Raw genomic sequence first — 15857 nt, 5'->3', positions numbered from 1 at the left:
TAGGTGGTGGGTAGTTCACGATAAGTACAACATATAGTGTTAAAGAAGCGGTCAGTACACATATATAGAGATAAAAGAGGGCGTCCCCCCTCCTATTGGGACGCCCTCTTTCTCATTTCACTTCTAGACGATCAACGACAAGCGAAAGACGGTTGACAAACGGGAGTCCAGTTCCTTGTTCAATCAGCACTTCGGGGCGATAACGGACGATTAGGCGTGAGGAGAGCGGATCGTTGATCGGCGTGAATTGCCCCGGCTCCCCATTATCCCCGTTCACCTGGCCGCGGAATGCGTTGACGACCAGCCCTTCGACATCGGCGTCAGGAGCGGTCGCTCCGTTCCCACGCGCGAACAGTCCGCCTTCAATATATAAATAAGAGCCAACAGCGTAAATGGTGGCGCTGCTGTCCGTATAAAAGTAGCCTTTCAAGTTTGGCGTCGGGGACGGGTTGTCAAACTCGTTGATGCGGGAAAGATCGAGCGTTCCTTTTGACAACAACACGACTCCTTTGCCGCTTTCAGCTCGCTCAACTCGGCTTTGATAAATTTTCGTTTTTCCCATGACGTAAATGCTGGCATCGAGTTTGACATTTCCAGTGATCGTCATATTGCCGAAAACGATGAAATTTCCGTATACGTTGATAAAATGGTTCGAATTCGTCGGGCCATTGAGCGTTAGATCCCCGTTGACGATGAGCATTGGTTGACCTTGTTGGCGGCGTCCGTGCGAATGTCGACATCTCCAGTGAGCACGCCGCTTCCGTCTAAGTAAAGCGGTTTTTCTTTAGAACTTTGCTTGATGGCTTTTTCAATCGGCACGGTTGAATCGATGACAATCGGAGTCCATCGGTTGGACAACTCTACAGCCAAATAGCGTAACGCATTGGCTTTGTCGGTTGCTTCTTGAACGCGTTGTATGTCTTCCAGATACGAATCACTCGTTCGGGAAATATCTGACGCCTGCAATAGCTTGTCGGCAACTGTCAAATCGAAATCCACATCGATGAAGTCTTCGTTCTCCTGCTTGGTAGAAGGCGCCGGTTCGACAACATCTGTCGGCCAAAGGGGCGTCCAACTGCCTGACATAGAAAAACGGGTTTGACTCGCTGTCCAACAACTGGTTGTTTGACCGCATGCCATCAGTTGACCATCGCTTGTATACCAGACGGATGAAGAAGAAAGGCGCGGCATGCCGGCGTTGGGTGAAGCGACGGTCAATTGACCATTCTGTTTGACATAGTTGGTCGCGTTGCTCGCATAAGCGTCTTGCCCGGCGTAAACGTTTCCTTTCTCAACATAGACTCCACCGTTTAATACAACATCTTTGTTTGACCCGAGCGCATATTTGAGAAAACTTGGCGTGTTGGTGACAAAGATGAGCCGTTCGACAGTCCGCACCTGATGGCCGTCGGTGAATTGCTTCGATAAACGGAGGGCGCGCAAGAAGACCTGGTCTTTTGGAATATTGTACTGCTCGCTTTCGTCTGTCATGGTTACCCCATAGCGGGCGGTCAAACGACCCGCGATCGTGTTTTCCCTAGCCGATGGGCTGTCTGTTCCGAGAAACTGATCCCACTGATTAGGGGTAAAAATGCGATGATCAACAAAAAAATTGGGGGCGGATAATTGCGCTTTGAGATCCGCTAATGCTTCGTTGAGCTCTGTTTTCGCTTCGTGCAGCGACTGCACATCATCGACGCGCACGGTCGTGAATTGGGCGTGTTGAACGGCGGCCGTGACAATGGTCAAACCGAGCAAGAAAAAGATGGTGATGACTAGCAAGGTGGTTACTAAGCTGTATCCCTGCTCATTTTTGCGCATGCGGTTCCCTCCTATTCTAAAACCCGAATTCCGTCTTCAATGTGAACGGTTTTATCGAGATGACTCCATGATTTTCTGCATCTTGAATCGTTAAGGTCATTGTAAGCACTCCGCTTCGGCAAATGGTTCCTTCCCTGCGTGCGCAACGGAAGGAAAAGGATGATGAAGAGCCATCAAGCAAAAGGCGGGTAGAGGTGATTGGCTCTCCATCCACTATCAATTTTCCGTTTTCGATGGAAATGGTCCGAACGCTCGGTTTTGTCGCCTGTCCGCGGGAAACAAGGCCGACTTGACTATTCGTCTCAAACTGTTCATTCTTCACGAACGCCAATTGGTGCAGAGGTTTGTTTTCTTGGTTCTGCCCGGCTTCAAGGCCATCCGGAGAGAATGCGTACAGTGCGTTCATAAGACGAGCTGCAGCATAATCCGCTTCGCTGCGCAGCTCGTTTTCAATGCCGATTCGTTCATAGACGCGAATGCCGGCGATAAACACAGTGTAGATGATGCCAATGATCACCATCGAAATCGTGATAGCGGCCAACAGTTCCACAAGCGACATGCCGTCTTGATTGTCAACGGATCGTTTCATCGGTGATCACTCCTTCGACCCATGTCATCTCACGATCTCTCCCTCCATAGCGGACGACGGCGTATATTTTCATCATATAGCGTCCAGCATCAGAAGAAACGACACGGGCCCGTTCTTTTTGAATGGCGCCTTTGAGCTGTTCAGGAAAAGATCGGAATTCACTTGAACGAAGAAATGAATCCCACGCTTGCTGGTCAGAGCGGATGACGTAGATTGTTGTTTCGTATGGAATGTCGTTCACTTTTGGGGAGAGCTGAGCGGTGCATGCTTCTTGCGCTGAGATTGTTCCGTTTTCAGTCCCCCCCGGAAACAGAAGATGCTGAAGTCCGGTCTGGCCGCAGCTGGCTTCGTCCATCTTTAGAAAAGAAGAATCGCTGTTCGTCATGTAATCGGCCAATGAGGCAAATCGTACATTTTTTTCAAAATATGACGCTGCCCCCCTTGCGAGATGAATGGCCACTGTCCGCCGCTCGTTGTCGGATGTGTAGTTCATAGCATTCGTAAAAAAGGAAAACAAACCAATCGCCACTGCCGACAGCAAAGCGATGGATAGGAGGGTTTCGAGGAGTGTAAACCCCCTTCTAGAATGGGAAGAAAAAAAATTCTTTTCCGCCATTTGTCACAACCTTCTTTCAAAATATGTAACTTTATTATACAATATGTAAGAGTTGAATGTTGCAGATTTTTAGCATAAAAGAGGTCTTTTGTCATAGAAATGGGGGGGCATGATGAAAGAAGCGCTCATCTATGCCGGGGCTTTTGTTGTGGCATTGCTTCTCGTTTGGCTATTGCCGCTTGGCTTCAGTCGAATCGGAGGGGCGGCGGCTGTTTCCATCGCATTTGCGGCCGCACTGTTAGCGGAATTTTCCCGGCCACTTCTTTCGCTTTGGCAAACGGGTCTTTCTGTGATCCTGCTGTTGGCGGCCGCATCGTATTTGCTCGATCGACGATTTGGCGCCGCACTTTATCGCCGGGCTGATTCACAGTCCATGAGTTTCATGAACGATGTGAAAGAGGAGCTGACGGCGAAAGAATTGCCCGTTGCTGCCGCCGTCTCTTCTCAAGACCCGCCGTTGTCGGGCGAGGATGCTTCGCCGTTTTCTTTTTCCGAAGCGCTTGAAACGCTTGGAACAGAACGAGAGGCAGCGGAGCAACAGAAGGACGTGGATCGTGGCCACGCCGATTTTTTGATCGAGGCGGGGGAGGATGTTCTGCAGTGGGAACAGGTGGAAAAAGCTGCGTTGGATTCGGAACCGCTTCGCCGCACTTCTGACTGGCTTGATCAATGGCCGGGCGCGGTGACGCCTGATCTTGAAGCTGTGGTGTTGCGCGATGAAGCGGGCGGCGAAAAGGAAAACGAAGTGCTTCAACGTGCTTTACAATTGGGGCATTCTCCAAAATCGTCCATGGCCGTTGATGGCGCGGAAGACGAATGGCAACGATGGATGAATGAGGATGAGCGCCTTCACGATCAATCAGAAGCAACGGGTCTTTTTTCCAAAGAACGAGACGAACCATGGCCTGAAACAGCCGATTTGGGGGAAAGTGTGTTGGCCGAGATGGTGGAACTTTGGCATAATCAAGATGAACAGCAGATGGAGGAGATAAGCACGGAGAGCGAGCAACACTCGACGCCGGCCGATGAGCCGACGGCATGGTTCGGGGAAGAAGGAACTGCCTTCAGTTCGGACGAGCAACCTGCCGATGCAGAAGCGGGGGAATCGTTGGGGGATGACGGCGCGGAGCCGTTTGTTCCTATGCAGGAGAAAACCGTTCATCGTGATTGGACGATCGTAGTGCAGGAGCTTGAGCTGAATCGCGGCCGTTTCACTCCGGAGTCGTACGAACGATGCTTGCGGCAATGTTTGCAGGCTCCGCTTTCCGACCGCGACTACTATGTATTTTCCCGTCTGTTGTTGGAACATTACGCACGCGAGCGAAAGGTGCAGCAGCTCATCGCGTGGATCGATGAGCTTGAACCGCGTTTTTCCCAATATCCCGCCATCGCTGCCGAACTGGCATTTTGGCGGAATGTAGCTGCTAACATTAGCAAATGATTGAGGTGAAGAGGATGAAAGCGAGCGCACAAATTATGGGATTGCCAATCATCAGCATTGCCGATGGAATGCAGATCGGCGCGGTGAAAAGTTTTGTTATCAATCCTGATAAAGGCTCCATCGATTTTTTCACGATCGAGCAAGAAGACGTGCAGCTTAGTTTAAAAGCAATTCCGTTCAAAAAAATTGTTGGTGTTGGGGAATTTGCTGTGACGGTGGCCAGCAGCCACGATGTCATCGATTTGGCGGAAATCCCGATTGCCAACCAGCTTGTCAATAAGCAAATCCGCATCAAAAATACAAAAGCGATCACTCGGAAAGGACAGTTGCTTGGAGAGGTCGATGAATTTTTCTTGAATGAGGAGACAGGCGATATTGTGGGCCTCGCCCTTCGTCTTGAAAGCGGAGAAGCGGTGCTGCCGGCTGATCAAGTGCTGACATATGGGAAGGATATATTGATTGTGAGTGACGGCGCACAAGACGCGCTTCTTTCCGATGCCTCGCTGCTGACTCAACAACAGGAACGAGAAACAGAGCGTGAGGTCCATTCCGATCACATCCACGACAAACCAGGAGCGGAGGAAAACATTGAGGCGCTTGAAGCACTTCGTGAAAAACAAGTGGCCCTTCTTGCAGGAAAACGGGTGACCAAGGACATCTATGATATGAATGGAGAGCTTCTCTTTCCAGCGGGAACCACGCTTCGCGAAGAAGATGTAAGAAGAGCACAGGAAGCAGGGCCTAGTGTGATTGTGGATGTATCCATGAACATTGAGGCTGAGTGAAAAAAGGGGGGCGCTTGAGGTGAAAGCGGCTTCCGCAGGCAAATTATTTGTTGTGATGGCTGTCTGCACGGTCTATTTTCTCTCCTTTGTCCGCTTGGGCGTTTTGGCTTATGAATCATTCGGCCTGATCAAGGGCGTTATCGTCCCGGGACGTCTATTGGACCCGTCTCTCTTTCCGGAATGACACGTGTGGAAGCGGGACAAGCTGTCGCTGATCGGGTGAACGACTGGCGCGCGACAGCTTCCCTTTTCGTCCGCTATCAAGAAAAAAAAGCTGAACTGCCTATTGACGTCTTTACGTTTCGGTTGTCCGAAAGTCTCAAAAACATCGTCAATGGCCGCCCGTCTCCGCTTCTTGTCTTAGCTGACATGAACGCTTGCATGGAAACCGTGGAACGCCTTCTTCCGCGGGCGGCTGTTGATGCGATCGATCTCAAAGCGTTGGAAGCGGATTTGGAAGCAGTTGCGTCTTCGCTTTCGATTCCGGATCAACCGTTTGATTTAGCCCGCTATTTGCCATCCTCCGGCAGAGGGCAGACGGTTGTGAGCGAAGCGGCTGTTGCCGTTCGCGATGAAAGTCTTGCTCGTTTTCTCGCTTCCGAGCGCCGTCTTGCTTTGCCTACCAATCAGCTTGTTTCGCTGCGGACCGTCATTCAGCAGGCGGGGGGCGGCTTGTCGGATCGAGCAATTTCCGCATTGGCATCAGCTGTGTACCGTGCCGTGCTGTCGACGAATTTTTTGCTGATGGAAAGGTATGCAGGGAGCGAACTGCCTGATGGCATTCCGGCGGGATTCGAGGCCAAGGTGGATGATAAGCGCGATTTGCAGTGGCTGAATCCCAATTCGACCGACTATACGTTGATTCTTCGCTACGATGGCCGTCAAGTGAAAGCGTCCTTGTACGGATGGCCTTTTGCCTATCAATATATCGTTCGTGTAAGCGAAGCGGAGCCGGTTGAACCGCGCAAAATCATTCAATACGACGCCCACTTGGCGCCGGATGAAACGGTGAAAAAGCAAACAGGGCGAACAGGGCTGCTTGTGAAAGTGGAACGCGACGTGCGCGATGGCTCCCGCTTGATTCGCAAAGAAACCGTGAGCGAGGACTTTTATCCGCCGACTTACACCATTGTGGTCAAAGGCCTCGATGTTCCCGAATCTTCGCAGCCCAATCCGTCGCAAGAAAGCGGAACGCCATTGCCGTCGTCTGACACAGCCAATGACGGTCAGACGGGGGCAAGCGGCGGACAACCAGAGGTTCAGGAGAGCAAGGGACAAAACAGCAACGTCTCAACAACTACGGCTTCTCAAGCGGAAGCGGAGGAAAATGGGGAAAGCGGGGGGAGCCGATGAACAAAAAACGTGAGCGGAAACGCCTCGGCGATTTGCTGGTGGAAGCGGGGTTGATTACAGAAGAGCAGCTGGCGGAAGCGTTGCGTGAGAAAACACCGGGGCAGAAGCTTGGCGATGCGCTGGTGCAGCGCGGCTATATCACGGAGCAGCAACTCATTGAAGCGCTCGAGTTTCAGCTTGGCATTCCCCATGTCAGTCTGTATCGCTACCCGATTGATCCGAAAGCAATAAGCCTTGTGCCCAAAGAATTCGCCCGCCGCCATTTGATCATGCCCTTAAAGATCGAGGATGATCGATTGCTCGTAGCGATGGCCGACCCCATGGATTTTTTTGCGATCGATGATTTGCGCTTGTCAACGGGGTTTCAGATTGAAACAGCGATCGCTTCCAAGGATGATATTTTGCGGGCGATCAACAAGTATTACGATATGGATGAATCATTTGATGATTTGCTTCCGGCACCGCCGGCGGAAATGGGCGATGACGGACGGACGAATGAAGACGATTCTCCCATTGTTCGTTTAGTGAATCAAATTTTGCAGCTTGCTGTTGAACAGCGGGCAAGCGATATTCATATCGATCCTCAAGAGACGAAAGTGCTCATTCGTTATCGAATTGACGGTTTGCTGCGGACAGAGAGGGCGCTGCCGAAACATATGCAAAGCATGTTGACGGCGAGGATCAAAATTTTGGCCAACATGGACATCACCGAGCATCGTGTGCCGCAAGACGGTCGGATCAAAATGAACATCGATTTTCATCCTGTTGATTTGCGCGTGTCGACATTGCCTACAGTGTATGGGGAAAAAATCGTGATGCGCGTCCTCGATTTGGGTTCGGCGTTAAACGATATTCATAAGCTTGGCTTCAACCCGGTCAATTTAGAGCGGTTTATTCGCCTGATCGAGCGCCCAAACGGCATCATTTTGATCACTGGGCCGACCGGATCGGGGAAATCGTCGACCCTCTACGCCGCGCTCAATCATTTAAACAGCGAACAGGTCAATATCATTACAATTGAGGATCCGGTTGAATACCAAATTGAAGGCGTCAACCAAATCCAGGTCAACCCGAATGTCGGGCTTACGTTCGCTCAAGGGTTGCGCTCCATTTTGCGCCAAGATCCGAACATCATCATGGTCGGGGAGATCCGCGACCGCGAAACGGCGGAAGTAGCTATTCGCGCTTCACTCACCGGACATTTAGTATTGAGCACGCTGCATACGAACGATGCGTTAAGCACGATCACCCGGCTGATTGATATGGGAATTGAACCGTTTTTAGTGGCGACGTCGCTCGCGGGTGTCGTCGCCCAGCGGCTTGTGCGCCGCATCTGCCGCGACTGCCAGGAGGTGTATGAGCCGACGAAGCGCGAACGAGACATTTTCGCACGTCGAGGCCTTGAGGTTTCCCAACTCGTCCGCGGTCGCGGCTGCCCGACATGCAACATGACTGGCTACCGAGGACGTCTCGCGATTCATGAGCTCCTCGTGATGACGGACGAAATGCGCCGCGTCATTTTAAACAATGAGCCCTTTTCAAGATTGCGGGAGTTTGCCGTTCAAAATAAAATGATTTTTTTGCTTGATGATGGGCTGTTGAAAGTGAAGCAAGGGTTGACGACGCTGGAAGAAGTGCTGAAAGTAGCCATTTTGCATTGATGGGTGAGACGAATGAAGGAAAAGCTGGATGGGTTGTTGCGGGCAGCTTTTGAATACCGTGCGTCTGATGTACATTTGACAGTCGGGGCGCCGCCTATCTTTCGGATCAATGGAGAACTGAAGGGGTATGGGCAAGAACGGCTCAGACCAGCGGATACGGAGCAAATGGCGAAAGCGTCATTCCTGCACCGCTCTGGGAGCAGTTTCAACAAACGGGGGAGCTTGATTTTTCATACGGTATTGCGGGTGTTTCCCGCTTTCGAATCAATGTGTTTAAGCAGCGGTCGTGCGTGTCGCTTGCCGTGCGCCTCATCCCACCGCGCATTCCGACATTAGAAGAGCTTGGCTTGCCAAGCGTCTTAAAGCGCATTGCGGAAAAGCCATACGGACTTGTGCTTGTCACCGGGCCGACCGGCAGCGGCAAATCGACGACATTGGCAGCGATGATCGACTATATGAACAAAACGATGTCCAGGCACATCATCACGCTTGAAGACCCGATTGAATATTTGCATCAGCACGGAAAATCGATCATCGACCAGCGCGAAGTCGGATTTGACACAAACAGCTTCGCCGCTGGGTTGCGGGCGGCGCTTCGCCAAGATCCAGACGTCATTTTAGTCGGGGAAATGCGCGATTTGGAAACGATCCAAACGGCTATCACGGCAGCCGAGACGGGCCATTTAGTGCTCGGCACTCTTCATACCGCGAGCGCGCCGGCGGCGATTGAGCGGATGATTGACGTTTTTCCGTCTGCCCAGCAGGCGCAAATTCGGCTTCAGCTCGCTTCCGTTCTTGTCGCGGTCATGGCCCAGCGCTTGTTTCCGAACGCTCAAAAGAAAGGGCGGACGGCGGCGATCGAAATTTTGCTTAACAACGCCGCGGTGGCGAATTTGATCCGCAATGAAAAAGAGCATCAAATCGTCAATATCATGCAGACGAGCAAAAGCATGGGCATGCAGACGATGGAGATGAGCGTCAAAGAGCTCGCCGCCGCCGGGCGCATTGATCCAGCGGCGGCGGAAGCGTATGTGGCAAGGGAGCGTGGCTGATGGCGCAATTTAAGTATGAGGGGCGCAATCAAAGGGGCCGGAAGCAAACCGGCGTCATCGCGGCCAATTCCCGGCGCGAAGCGGTGATGAAATTGCGGGACAAAGGCATTCGTCCTGTTGTCATCACAGAGGTGCCTCCGTCTGTCTGGAACAAAGAAATTTCCATTGGACGAGCTGTGAAGCTGCAACATTTCGTCGTCTTTTTGCGCCAGTTTGCGACTCTTGTGCGCGCCGGAGTGACGATCGTCGATTCAATCCGCATCTTAGCCGAGCAAACGGAAAGCAAAGCGCTCGCTCGTTCGCTCGCTAATATGGAGGCGCTCCTTCGCGAAGGGAACCCGCTTTCTGCTGCGGCGGCGAAGCATCCGCGCGTGTTTCCGCCGCTGTTTGTCAACATGGTGCGAGCGGGGGAAGTGAGCGGGACGCTGGACGAGACGCTTGACCGCCTCGCTGATCATTTTGAAAAGGTGCACCGCACAAGGCAAAAAATCGTCTCTGCTCTCGCCTATCCCGTAGCGGTCGCCGTCATCGCCGTGGCGGTTGTCATCTTTCTTCTCGTCTCCGTTGTGCCGACGTTTGTTGACATGTTCGCTGATTTTCACGCCGAATTGCCTGGGATTACGAAATTTGTCCTAAAAGCGAGCGCATTGATGCAACATTACTGGTGGTTGGTCGTCCTGTTGATCATGGGGACATTCGTGTTGTTTAGCGCGCTCCGGCGGCAGAAACGTACGAAGTATTACTTGGACTATGTTGCGATGCGGTTGCCCATTTTTGGCAGTCTTGTTCAAAAAGCGGCATTGGCGCGCGCCACAAGGACGTTGAGCTCACTCGTGTCAAGTTCCGTGCCGATTTTAGAGGCACTCGCGATTTCCGAGCGCGTCGTGGAAAATGAAGTGATCGCGTTCGTCCTTGATGAAGCGCGGACCGCCCTTGAGCGTGGGCAACCGCTCGCCGAGCCGCTTCGACGCCATTGGGCGTTTCCGCCGCTCGTTTCACAAATGATTGCGATCGGCGAGCAAACCGGTTCGCTTGACGCCATGCTTGGCAAAGTCGCCGACTTTTACGAAGCGGAAGTCGACGCCGGCACCGATCGCCTCAAGTCGCTCATCGAGCCGCTGATGATTGTGCTGCTTGCCGGCGTCGTGGGGACGATCGTCACCTCCATCATCGTGCCGATGTACGATATCTTTAATCACATTCAACAATAATTTCATAAGAATATCTTCCTATTTTTTTGATTGTGTTGTAGAATAATAGGGAAATGATGCTAAAAAATTCCGAAGAAAAGGAGAGGAAAGTCATGTTCAAACGTCTTCTCAAAAACGAGCGCGGCTTGACGCTCATCGAACTGCTCGCGGTCATTGTCATTTTAGGGATTATCGCGGCGATCGCCATTCCGGCCATCGGCGCTATTATGGACAACTCGAAAAAAGACGCCCATATCGCCAATGCGAAACAAATGGTCAGTGCTGTGCGTTTGGCGATTGCAAATGATCAGAACACAAAAACATCATATACGATGCAGGAGTTGTTTGATGGGGGGTATTTAGAAAATATTCCGAAATCGCCTGGAAAAAAAGGTGAATATGATCCAGGCAAAAGTGAAGTAACTGTTGAAAAAGAATTGGATGCAAACAAAAAGGTAAAGGCTATTCACTATAAGGTATCCTTAATCGATAAAGGCAATTTTAAATATATAGATAATGTGGATGTTGAGCAACTAACTAGAGACGAAGTAAAGCTTGAGTAAGTGATGATGGATTTATTGCTTTTCCTTTACTCCCTCCTCCTCGGCTCCTTCTTTAACGTCGTCGGGCTGCGGGTGCCGGCCGGAGAGTCAATCATCAGGCCGCGGTCGCATTGCCCGGCGTGCGGACGGACGCTGTCGGCTGGGGAGCTCATTCCGGTTGTGTCGTATGTCGTGCAGCGCGGGCGGTGCAAAGGGTGCGGGGGGCGCATCTCCCCCCTTTACCCGGCGATGGAATTGGCCACCGCTGCCTTGTTTACGGCCGCGCCGATGTGGGTCGGCTGGGGCGGGCGGCTCGTTGTGGCGTGGACGCTCATCAGCTTGTTGGCCATCATCGTTGTGTCTGATCTTCGTTATATGCTCATCCCCGACCGGGTGCTTTTGGTGTTTGCCGGTTTGTTTTTGGTTGAACGGCTTGTGATCCCGTTTTTGCCGTGGGTCGATATGCTGATTGGCGCGGCGGTCGGATTTTCGCTTTTATGGCTGATTGCCGTTTTGTCCAATGGCGGGATGGGGGGCGGCGATGTGAAGCTGTTTGCGGTTTTGGGAATGGTGCTTGGCTGGAAAATGGTGTTGCTCGCCTTTTTTTTGGCGACGTTGTATGGAACGATCATCGGGCTGATTGGCATGGCGCTGGGGCGCGTGCGGCGCGGCAAGCCGATGCCGTTTGCGCCGGCGATTGCGCTCGGGTCATTGACGGCGCTGTTTTTCGGTGATCAGCTTGTCGATGCGTATATGGATCTTTTTGTGTAAGGATGGGAAGAAAGGGGGCGAACGAGAATGGCGTTATGGTGGGGAAAGTCCAAATATGTGAACATCGTCGTAAAAGATCATGCCATTCGCTATGTGGAAGTCAAGCTAGGGCATCCGCCTGAAGTGAAACGATGGGGCGAACGGGCATTGCCAGTAGGGGTTGTTCGCGACGGCCGCATCGTCGATGGGGAAACATTGGCCATGATTTTGGACGAATGCGTGGAGGAATGGAAAATAGACGGCCATCGCGCGCGCTTTGTCGTCCCTGATCCATTCGTCATGATCCGCAGTTTGCCCCTTCCTTCTCATTTGTCGGATGAAGAGATTCGCGGCTATTTATTTCTGGAGCTTGGCGAGTCGATTCCGCTTCCTTTTGCCGATCCGGTGTTTGATTATGTGGTGATGGAGAGAACGAGCGAGGCGGTGTCGATTTTGCTGTTTGCGGCGCCGGAAGCGGTGGTGTCGGAATACGCGGCGCTTTTGGAAGAAGCCGATTTGCGCCCGGTGGCCGCGGATGTATCGCCGCTTTGCGCTTATCGTCCGTTTTATGCGGCGGGACAAGCTGCGCCGGACGATCATATTTTGCTTGTGCAGTTTGACGAATCCGCCGTGAATTTGAGCGTGTTTCATCGTCATTTGCCGTTGTTTATGCGCCATTTGCCGCTTGAAGCCTATCGTGACCGGACGGCGGCGATTGTGGATCCGTTCGTCGATGTGTATAAGGAAATGGAACGGATCATGAGCTTTTATTCGTTTTCCCTCCAACAAGGCAAACAGTCCATCACACGCCTGTTTCTCGCCGGCGATCATCCAGAGTTGGGCCATGTGTTCACGGCTTTGACAGAGCGGCTTGAAGTGCCTGTAGAACGGCTCAGCGCGTCTCTTGATCCGCTGCCGGACCGCTTTCATCTCGCCTGGGGATTGGCGTTGAAAGAAGGAAGGGCTGACGATGATCGCTGAAATCAATTTATTGCCGAAAAAAGAAACGAGGCAGCCGATCCGTCTCGTTTTGTTGTTCGGGGCGGCGCTGCTTCTCCTAGCCGGTTCGGTGCTGTATTGGTTGATCGATCGTGCGGATCATCGCCAGGCCATGTTGGAGGCGGAATTAAAAAAAAGTGCGAGCGGAGCAAGATGTACTGGCGGCGAAAATGAAAAATATAGACGAACAGAAGGAGCAAGAAGAGCTGGCGAAGGCGGTGAAATGGGCGGAACGCTATCCGCTGAAATCAGTGCCGTTGCTGCGGGCATTGACAAAGCAGCTTCCCGAACGCGGATTCATGATGAATGTGACGTACTCGGATCAGACAAAGATGACCATGGTGGTGCAGTTTGATGCGCCGGAAGAGGCGGCCTATTATTTGGATCGATTAGAAAAAGTGAGAATGGTGAAAAACGTCAAACTGGTCAATGTGGCGGCCAACAGCGAGACGAGTGGCGAACCGGAAGATCATCAAGTCGTGCCAAGATATATGGCGCAATATGAGCTGGAGCTGCAACAGGCTGATGGGGAGGGAAAAAAATCATGAGCCGCTTTGGCAAATGGCCGCTTCTTGTTGCGGCAATGGCTGCGGTCACCGCGCTTTTGTTTGCGGCCGCCTATTCATGGCTGGTCATGCCTCGCTACAGCCAGCTCGAGCAGATGGAGCAAACGGTGCAAAGCGAGAAAAAGGTGCTCGCCGCTTTGAAGCAAAAGCTGCCTCCTTCTTCAGAGGAAACAGCACAAACCGTTGCTTCATTGCAAAAAAAAGTCCCTGTCCATCCGCTTACGGACCAGTTGTTGCTCTTGTTTCAGAAAGCGGAATATATCGCTGACAGCCAGCTGGTGAGCGTCAATTTTTCTGATGAAGGAGCAGCATCTTCACAGCAGAACGACAGTGGAACGAACAACGGAAGCGAAGGAAATCGAGCGGTTTCTCCGCCAAGCAGCATTCAATCCATCACCGCCCAACTGACCGTGCAGTCGCCTTCCTATTATCAGCTTGAACGGTTTTTAGAGGTGCTTGAGCACTCCGAGCGCATTTTGGCGGTGGAAGGATTGACGTTTACCGGCCCGCCGGAGTTGACGTCCACCGCTGTCGACGTGCAACCGCTCGCCTATTCCATCAATGTCCGCGCCTTTTACGCGCCGCAGCTTGAGAAATGGAAGCAGCTCATTCCCATCCGCGATGTCCCTCCGCCAAGCGGTAAAGACAATCCGCTCGTGGAAGTGGCGCCGTCTTCGGGCCGGTAGCGGGGATGGTGGAAGTCCGATATGCTCATTCGCATGAAGCGGGGGATGACCCTCATTGAGCTTTTGGCTGTGTTGGTGATCATCGGCATTGTGGCGATGATCGTCGGTCTTGCCATGTGGACGGTGATCGACCGGGCGCGCGAGCGGGCGTTTGTTTCTGATGCTTATGGCTTGTATGAAGCGGCGCGGCTGTATGTCGCGCCGAGAAAGTGGAATTTTTGCCAGCCCGTTCTTCTGCCATATTGTCGTATGGAGAATTGGTGGGCAACGGTTTGCTGGATCCAATCGAAGATCCGTTCACCGGAAATGTATTGCCGCCGGAAACGAATCCATCGTACGTGCTTGCCACGAAGCGGGAAGACGGCGGGATCGATTACGCCGTTTGCTTGAAAGGCGAGACAAAGCAGCTTTGCACCTATGAGGGGCGCGAGCAGCCGATTCCTGTCGAAGCGCTGGGGACCGAGGCGATTCGCAACCGTTGATGTCGGAAAATGAAGAACAGAAGCGGGGACAAGACGACAAATGTCTTGTTCTTTTTTTTTCCGTTTGTGGTAAGATAGGCGAAAGAAATCGAAGTGTGAAGAAGGACGGTGGCCAAATGGACAAGCAGCGCATGCGCATTACGGTGAATATCAACGGCAAGCCCCGCCCATTTACCGTGGAGCGTTCGTCGGAAGGACGGCCGTCCGAGGAGTCGGGTGGATATTCGTTGGACAGCCATCTAGGGAAAGGACAGCGAGCAGAAAACGAGGCGGATGACAGCCGCCAAGCGAGCGCGTTTCAAAAAGGCGGGCCATCCGCAGGCAAGCCATCAACAGGCCTGTGGTTTACGGAGGATGGGCAAGTTCGGGAAGATGTTGAAACGACGGGTTGGGAAGAGGCGGCCGCCCTTGAGGCGGATGAACGGGTCATTTCCGAGGCGATGCAACAAAAGAAAAGCGGCAGACGTCGGCCATGGCGGCTCCCGGCTCAAGCCAAGTCGCTGCTTGCCGCCGCGTTGGTCGCTGCGTTGGTCGGCATGGCGTTTGGCATGACGGTGCTGCACATCATTCCGAAGGAAAAATTGGCTTCGTCGCCGGCATCTGAAGCGATGACGGAATTGACAAAGCCTGAAACGGCGGCGGGAGGAGAAGGGAGAGAAAGCGTCATACGAGCGCCGTTTTCCATTGCGGTCATTCAAGCTGGCGTCTATTCGAATGCGGCGGCGGCCAAGCAGGCGTCCGAATCGATCAAAACAGCAGGCGTGCCGGTCGTCGTCGCGGGGCAAAAACCGGCAGCGCTCTATATCGCCGTCGGCGCGGATAAGGAAACGTTGCGGACGGTCAACGACCAATATCGCCAAAGGGTGCCAAGCACGTATGTCAAAGAGCTGTTGTTTGCCGCCGAAGCGGCGGCGCGCCGGTCGGAGGCCATCCAAAAAGGGGAGGTTTTGTATGAAAACATGGCAGCGGTCTCCGCGGCTTTGCTTGGCGGCAGGAAAGCAGGAGAAGATGACTGGCAGGCGCTTCAAAAGGCGTATGACGCGTTAGAAAAAAGCAACGCTTCAAGCGACAAAACAGTCGGTCGGTATGTTGAAGCGCTGAAGCAGGCGTATGCCGCCCTTGCCGCATACAAAGAGCAACGGGATGAAGCGCTGTTGGCCAAAGCCCAGCAACAGCTGCTCGAGGCGCTCGCCGCTTATATCGAATTGGTGCCGCTAGGGAGCTAGAAGCCCCGTTTTTTTTTTTGCCCATTTGCATATAGATTGCAATGAAAAAGTTTAACATATCCTTGACGGAAAAGCCGTTTGTCCATTTTTCGACTGTC

The 15857-nt window shown here is 52.6% G+C and carries 16 protein-coding genes and 2 pseudogenes; 14 read left to right on the top strand and 4 right to left on the bottom strand.

The genetic code is table 11. The features are described 5' to 3' along the window. Positions 1-112: 112 nt before the first annotated feature. The 4 genes from I656_RS19480 to I656_RS01465 are packed head-to-tail and all read right to left on the bottom strand — an operon-like array spanning position 113 to position 3026. The gene (locus I656_RS19480; protein ID WP_020756628.1) at positions 113-700 is read right to left on the bottom strand and encodes a hypothetical protein; all 588 of its coding nucleotides are present in this window, start codon (positions 698-700) and stop codon (positions 113-115) included. Continuing rightward, a complete protein-coding gene (locus I656_RS0116785) occupies positions 676-1821 on the bottom strand; it encodes a hypothetical protein (protein ID WP_020756627.1) in 1146 nt (381 codons plus the stop codon). The genes I656_RS19480 and I656_RS0116785 overlap by 25 nt, the downstream gene beginning before the upstream one ends. Positions 1822-1837: 16 nt before the next feature. After that, the gene (locus tag I656_RS01460; protein WP_020756626.1) at positions 1838-2410 is read right to left on the bottom strand and encodes a PilW family protein; all 573 of its coding nucleotides are present in this window, start codon (positions 2408-2410) and stop codon (positions 1838-1840) included. Further along, positions 2394-3026, bottom strand: a complete 633-nt coding sequence (locus tag I656_RS01465) for a prepilin-type N-terminal cleavage/methylation domain-containing protein (protein WP_020756625.1) — start codon at positions 3024-3026, stop codon at positions 2394-2396. The genes I656_RS01460 and I656_RS01465 overlap by 17 nt, the downstream gene beginning before the upstream one ends. Before the next feature lie 112 nt (positions 3027-3138). Here I656_RS01465 and I656_RS01470 point away from each other — a divergent pair, with 112 nt between their 5' ends. From I656_RS01470 to I656_RS01515, 14 genes and pseudogenes are all read left to right on the top strand, one after another. Further along, on the top strand, positions 3139-4467 hold the full coding sequence (locus I656_RS01470) for a hypothetical protein (protein WP_033006647.1): 1329 nt from the start codon (positions 3139-3141) through the stop codon (positions 4465-4467). Positions 4468-4481: 14 nt separating this feature from the next. Beyond that, the gene (locus I656_RS01475; protein ID WP_033006646.1) at positions 4482-5252 is read left to right on the top strand and encodes a PRC-barrel domain-containing protein; all 771 of its coding nucleotides are present in this window, start codon (positions 4482-4484) and stop codon (positions 5250-5252) included. A 19-nt stretch (positions 5253-5271) separates the two neighbouring features. Continuing rightward, entirely contained in the window at positions 5272-5436 is a 165-nt protein-coding gene (locus I656_RS19475) for a hypothetical protein (RefSeq protein WP_235048663.1), read from the top strand. Continuing rightward, positions 5433-6605: a VanW family protein gene (locus I656_RS01480; protein ID WP_020756621.1), complete on the top strand. Its 1173-nt coding sequence runs from the start codon at positions 5433-5435 to the stop codon at positions 6603-6605. The genes I656_RS19475 and I656_RS01480 overlap by 4 nt, the downstream gene beginning before the upstream one ends. Beyond that, positions 6602-8266, top strand: coding sequence for a GspE/PulE family protein (locus I656_RS01485; RefSeq protein ID WP_020756620.1), 1665 nt, complete (start codon positions 6602-6604; stop codon positions 8264-8266). The genes I656_RS01480 and I656_RS01485 overlap by 4 nt, the downstream gene beginning before the upstream one ends. Positions 8267-8278: 12 nt before the next feature. Then, a pseudogene (locus tag I656_RS0116780) lies at positions 8279-9331 on the top strand (type IV pilus twitching motility protein PilT). Beyond that, complete coding sequence (locus I656_RS01490) at positions 9318-10529, top strand: type II secretion system F family protein (protein WP_020756618.1); 1212 nt, start codon at positions 9318-9320, stop codon at positions 10527-10529. Before I656_RS0116780 ends, I656_RS01490 begins: the two are co-directional and overlap by 14 nt. Positions 10530-10621: 92 nt before the next feature. Further along, on the top strand, positions 10622-11071 hold the full coding sequence (locus tag I656_RS01495) for a prepilin-type N-terminal cleavage/methylation domain-containing protein (protein ID WP_033006644.1): 450 nt from the start codon (positions 10622-10624) through the stop codon (positions 11069-11071). Positions 11072-11074: 3 nt separating this feature from the next. After that, positions 11075-11821 (top strand): A24 family peptidase, encoded by a 747-nt coding sequence (locus tag I656_RS01500; protein WP_033006650.1) that lies wholly within the window; start codon positions 11075-11077, stop codon positions 11819-11821. Between the two features lie 27 nt (positions 11822-11848). Beyond that, entirely contained in the window at positions 11849-12781 is a 933-nt protein-coding gene (gene pilM, locus I656_RS01505) for a type IV pilus biogenesis protein PilM (protein WP_020756615.1), read from the top strand. Positions 12782-12936: 155 nt separating this feature from the next. Further along, positions 12937-13347: a hypothetical protein gene (locus I656_RS0116775; RefSeq protein ID WP_020756614.1), complete on the top strand. Its 411-nt coding sequence runs from the start codon at positions 12937-12939 to the stop codon at positions 13345-13347. Then, positions 13344-14051, top strand: a complete 708-nt coding sequence (locus I656_RS01510) for a hypothetical protein (protein WP_020756613.1) — start codon at positions 13344-13346, stop codon at positions 14049-14051. Before I656_RS0116775 ends, I656_RS01510 begins: the two co-directional genes overlap by 4 nt. A gap of 21 nt (positions 14052-14072) precedes the next feature. After that, positions 14073-14533 (top strand): annotated as a pseudogene (locus I656_RS0116770) (type II secretion system protein). A gap of 116 nt (positions 14534-14649) precedes the next feature. After that, positions 14650-15759, top strand: coding sequence for a hypothetical protein (locus tag I656_RS01515; RefSeq protein WP_033006648.1), 1110 nt, complete (start codon positions 14650-14652; stop codon positions 15757-15759). Positions 15760-15857: the final 98 nt, after the last annotated feature.

Origin of the sequence: Geobacillus sp. WSUCF1 (genome assembly GCF_000422025.1) — a bacterium.
In the GTDB taxonomy this organism is placed as follows: Bacteria; Bacillota; Bacilli; order Bacillales; family Anoxybacillaceae; genus Geobacillus; species Geobacillus zalihae.
Note: the sequence above shows the minus strand (reverse complement) of the source record. Positions and strands in the feature narration are given on the sequence as shown.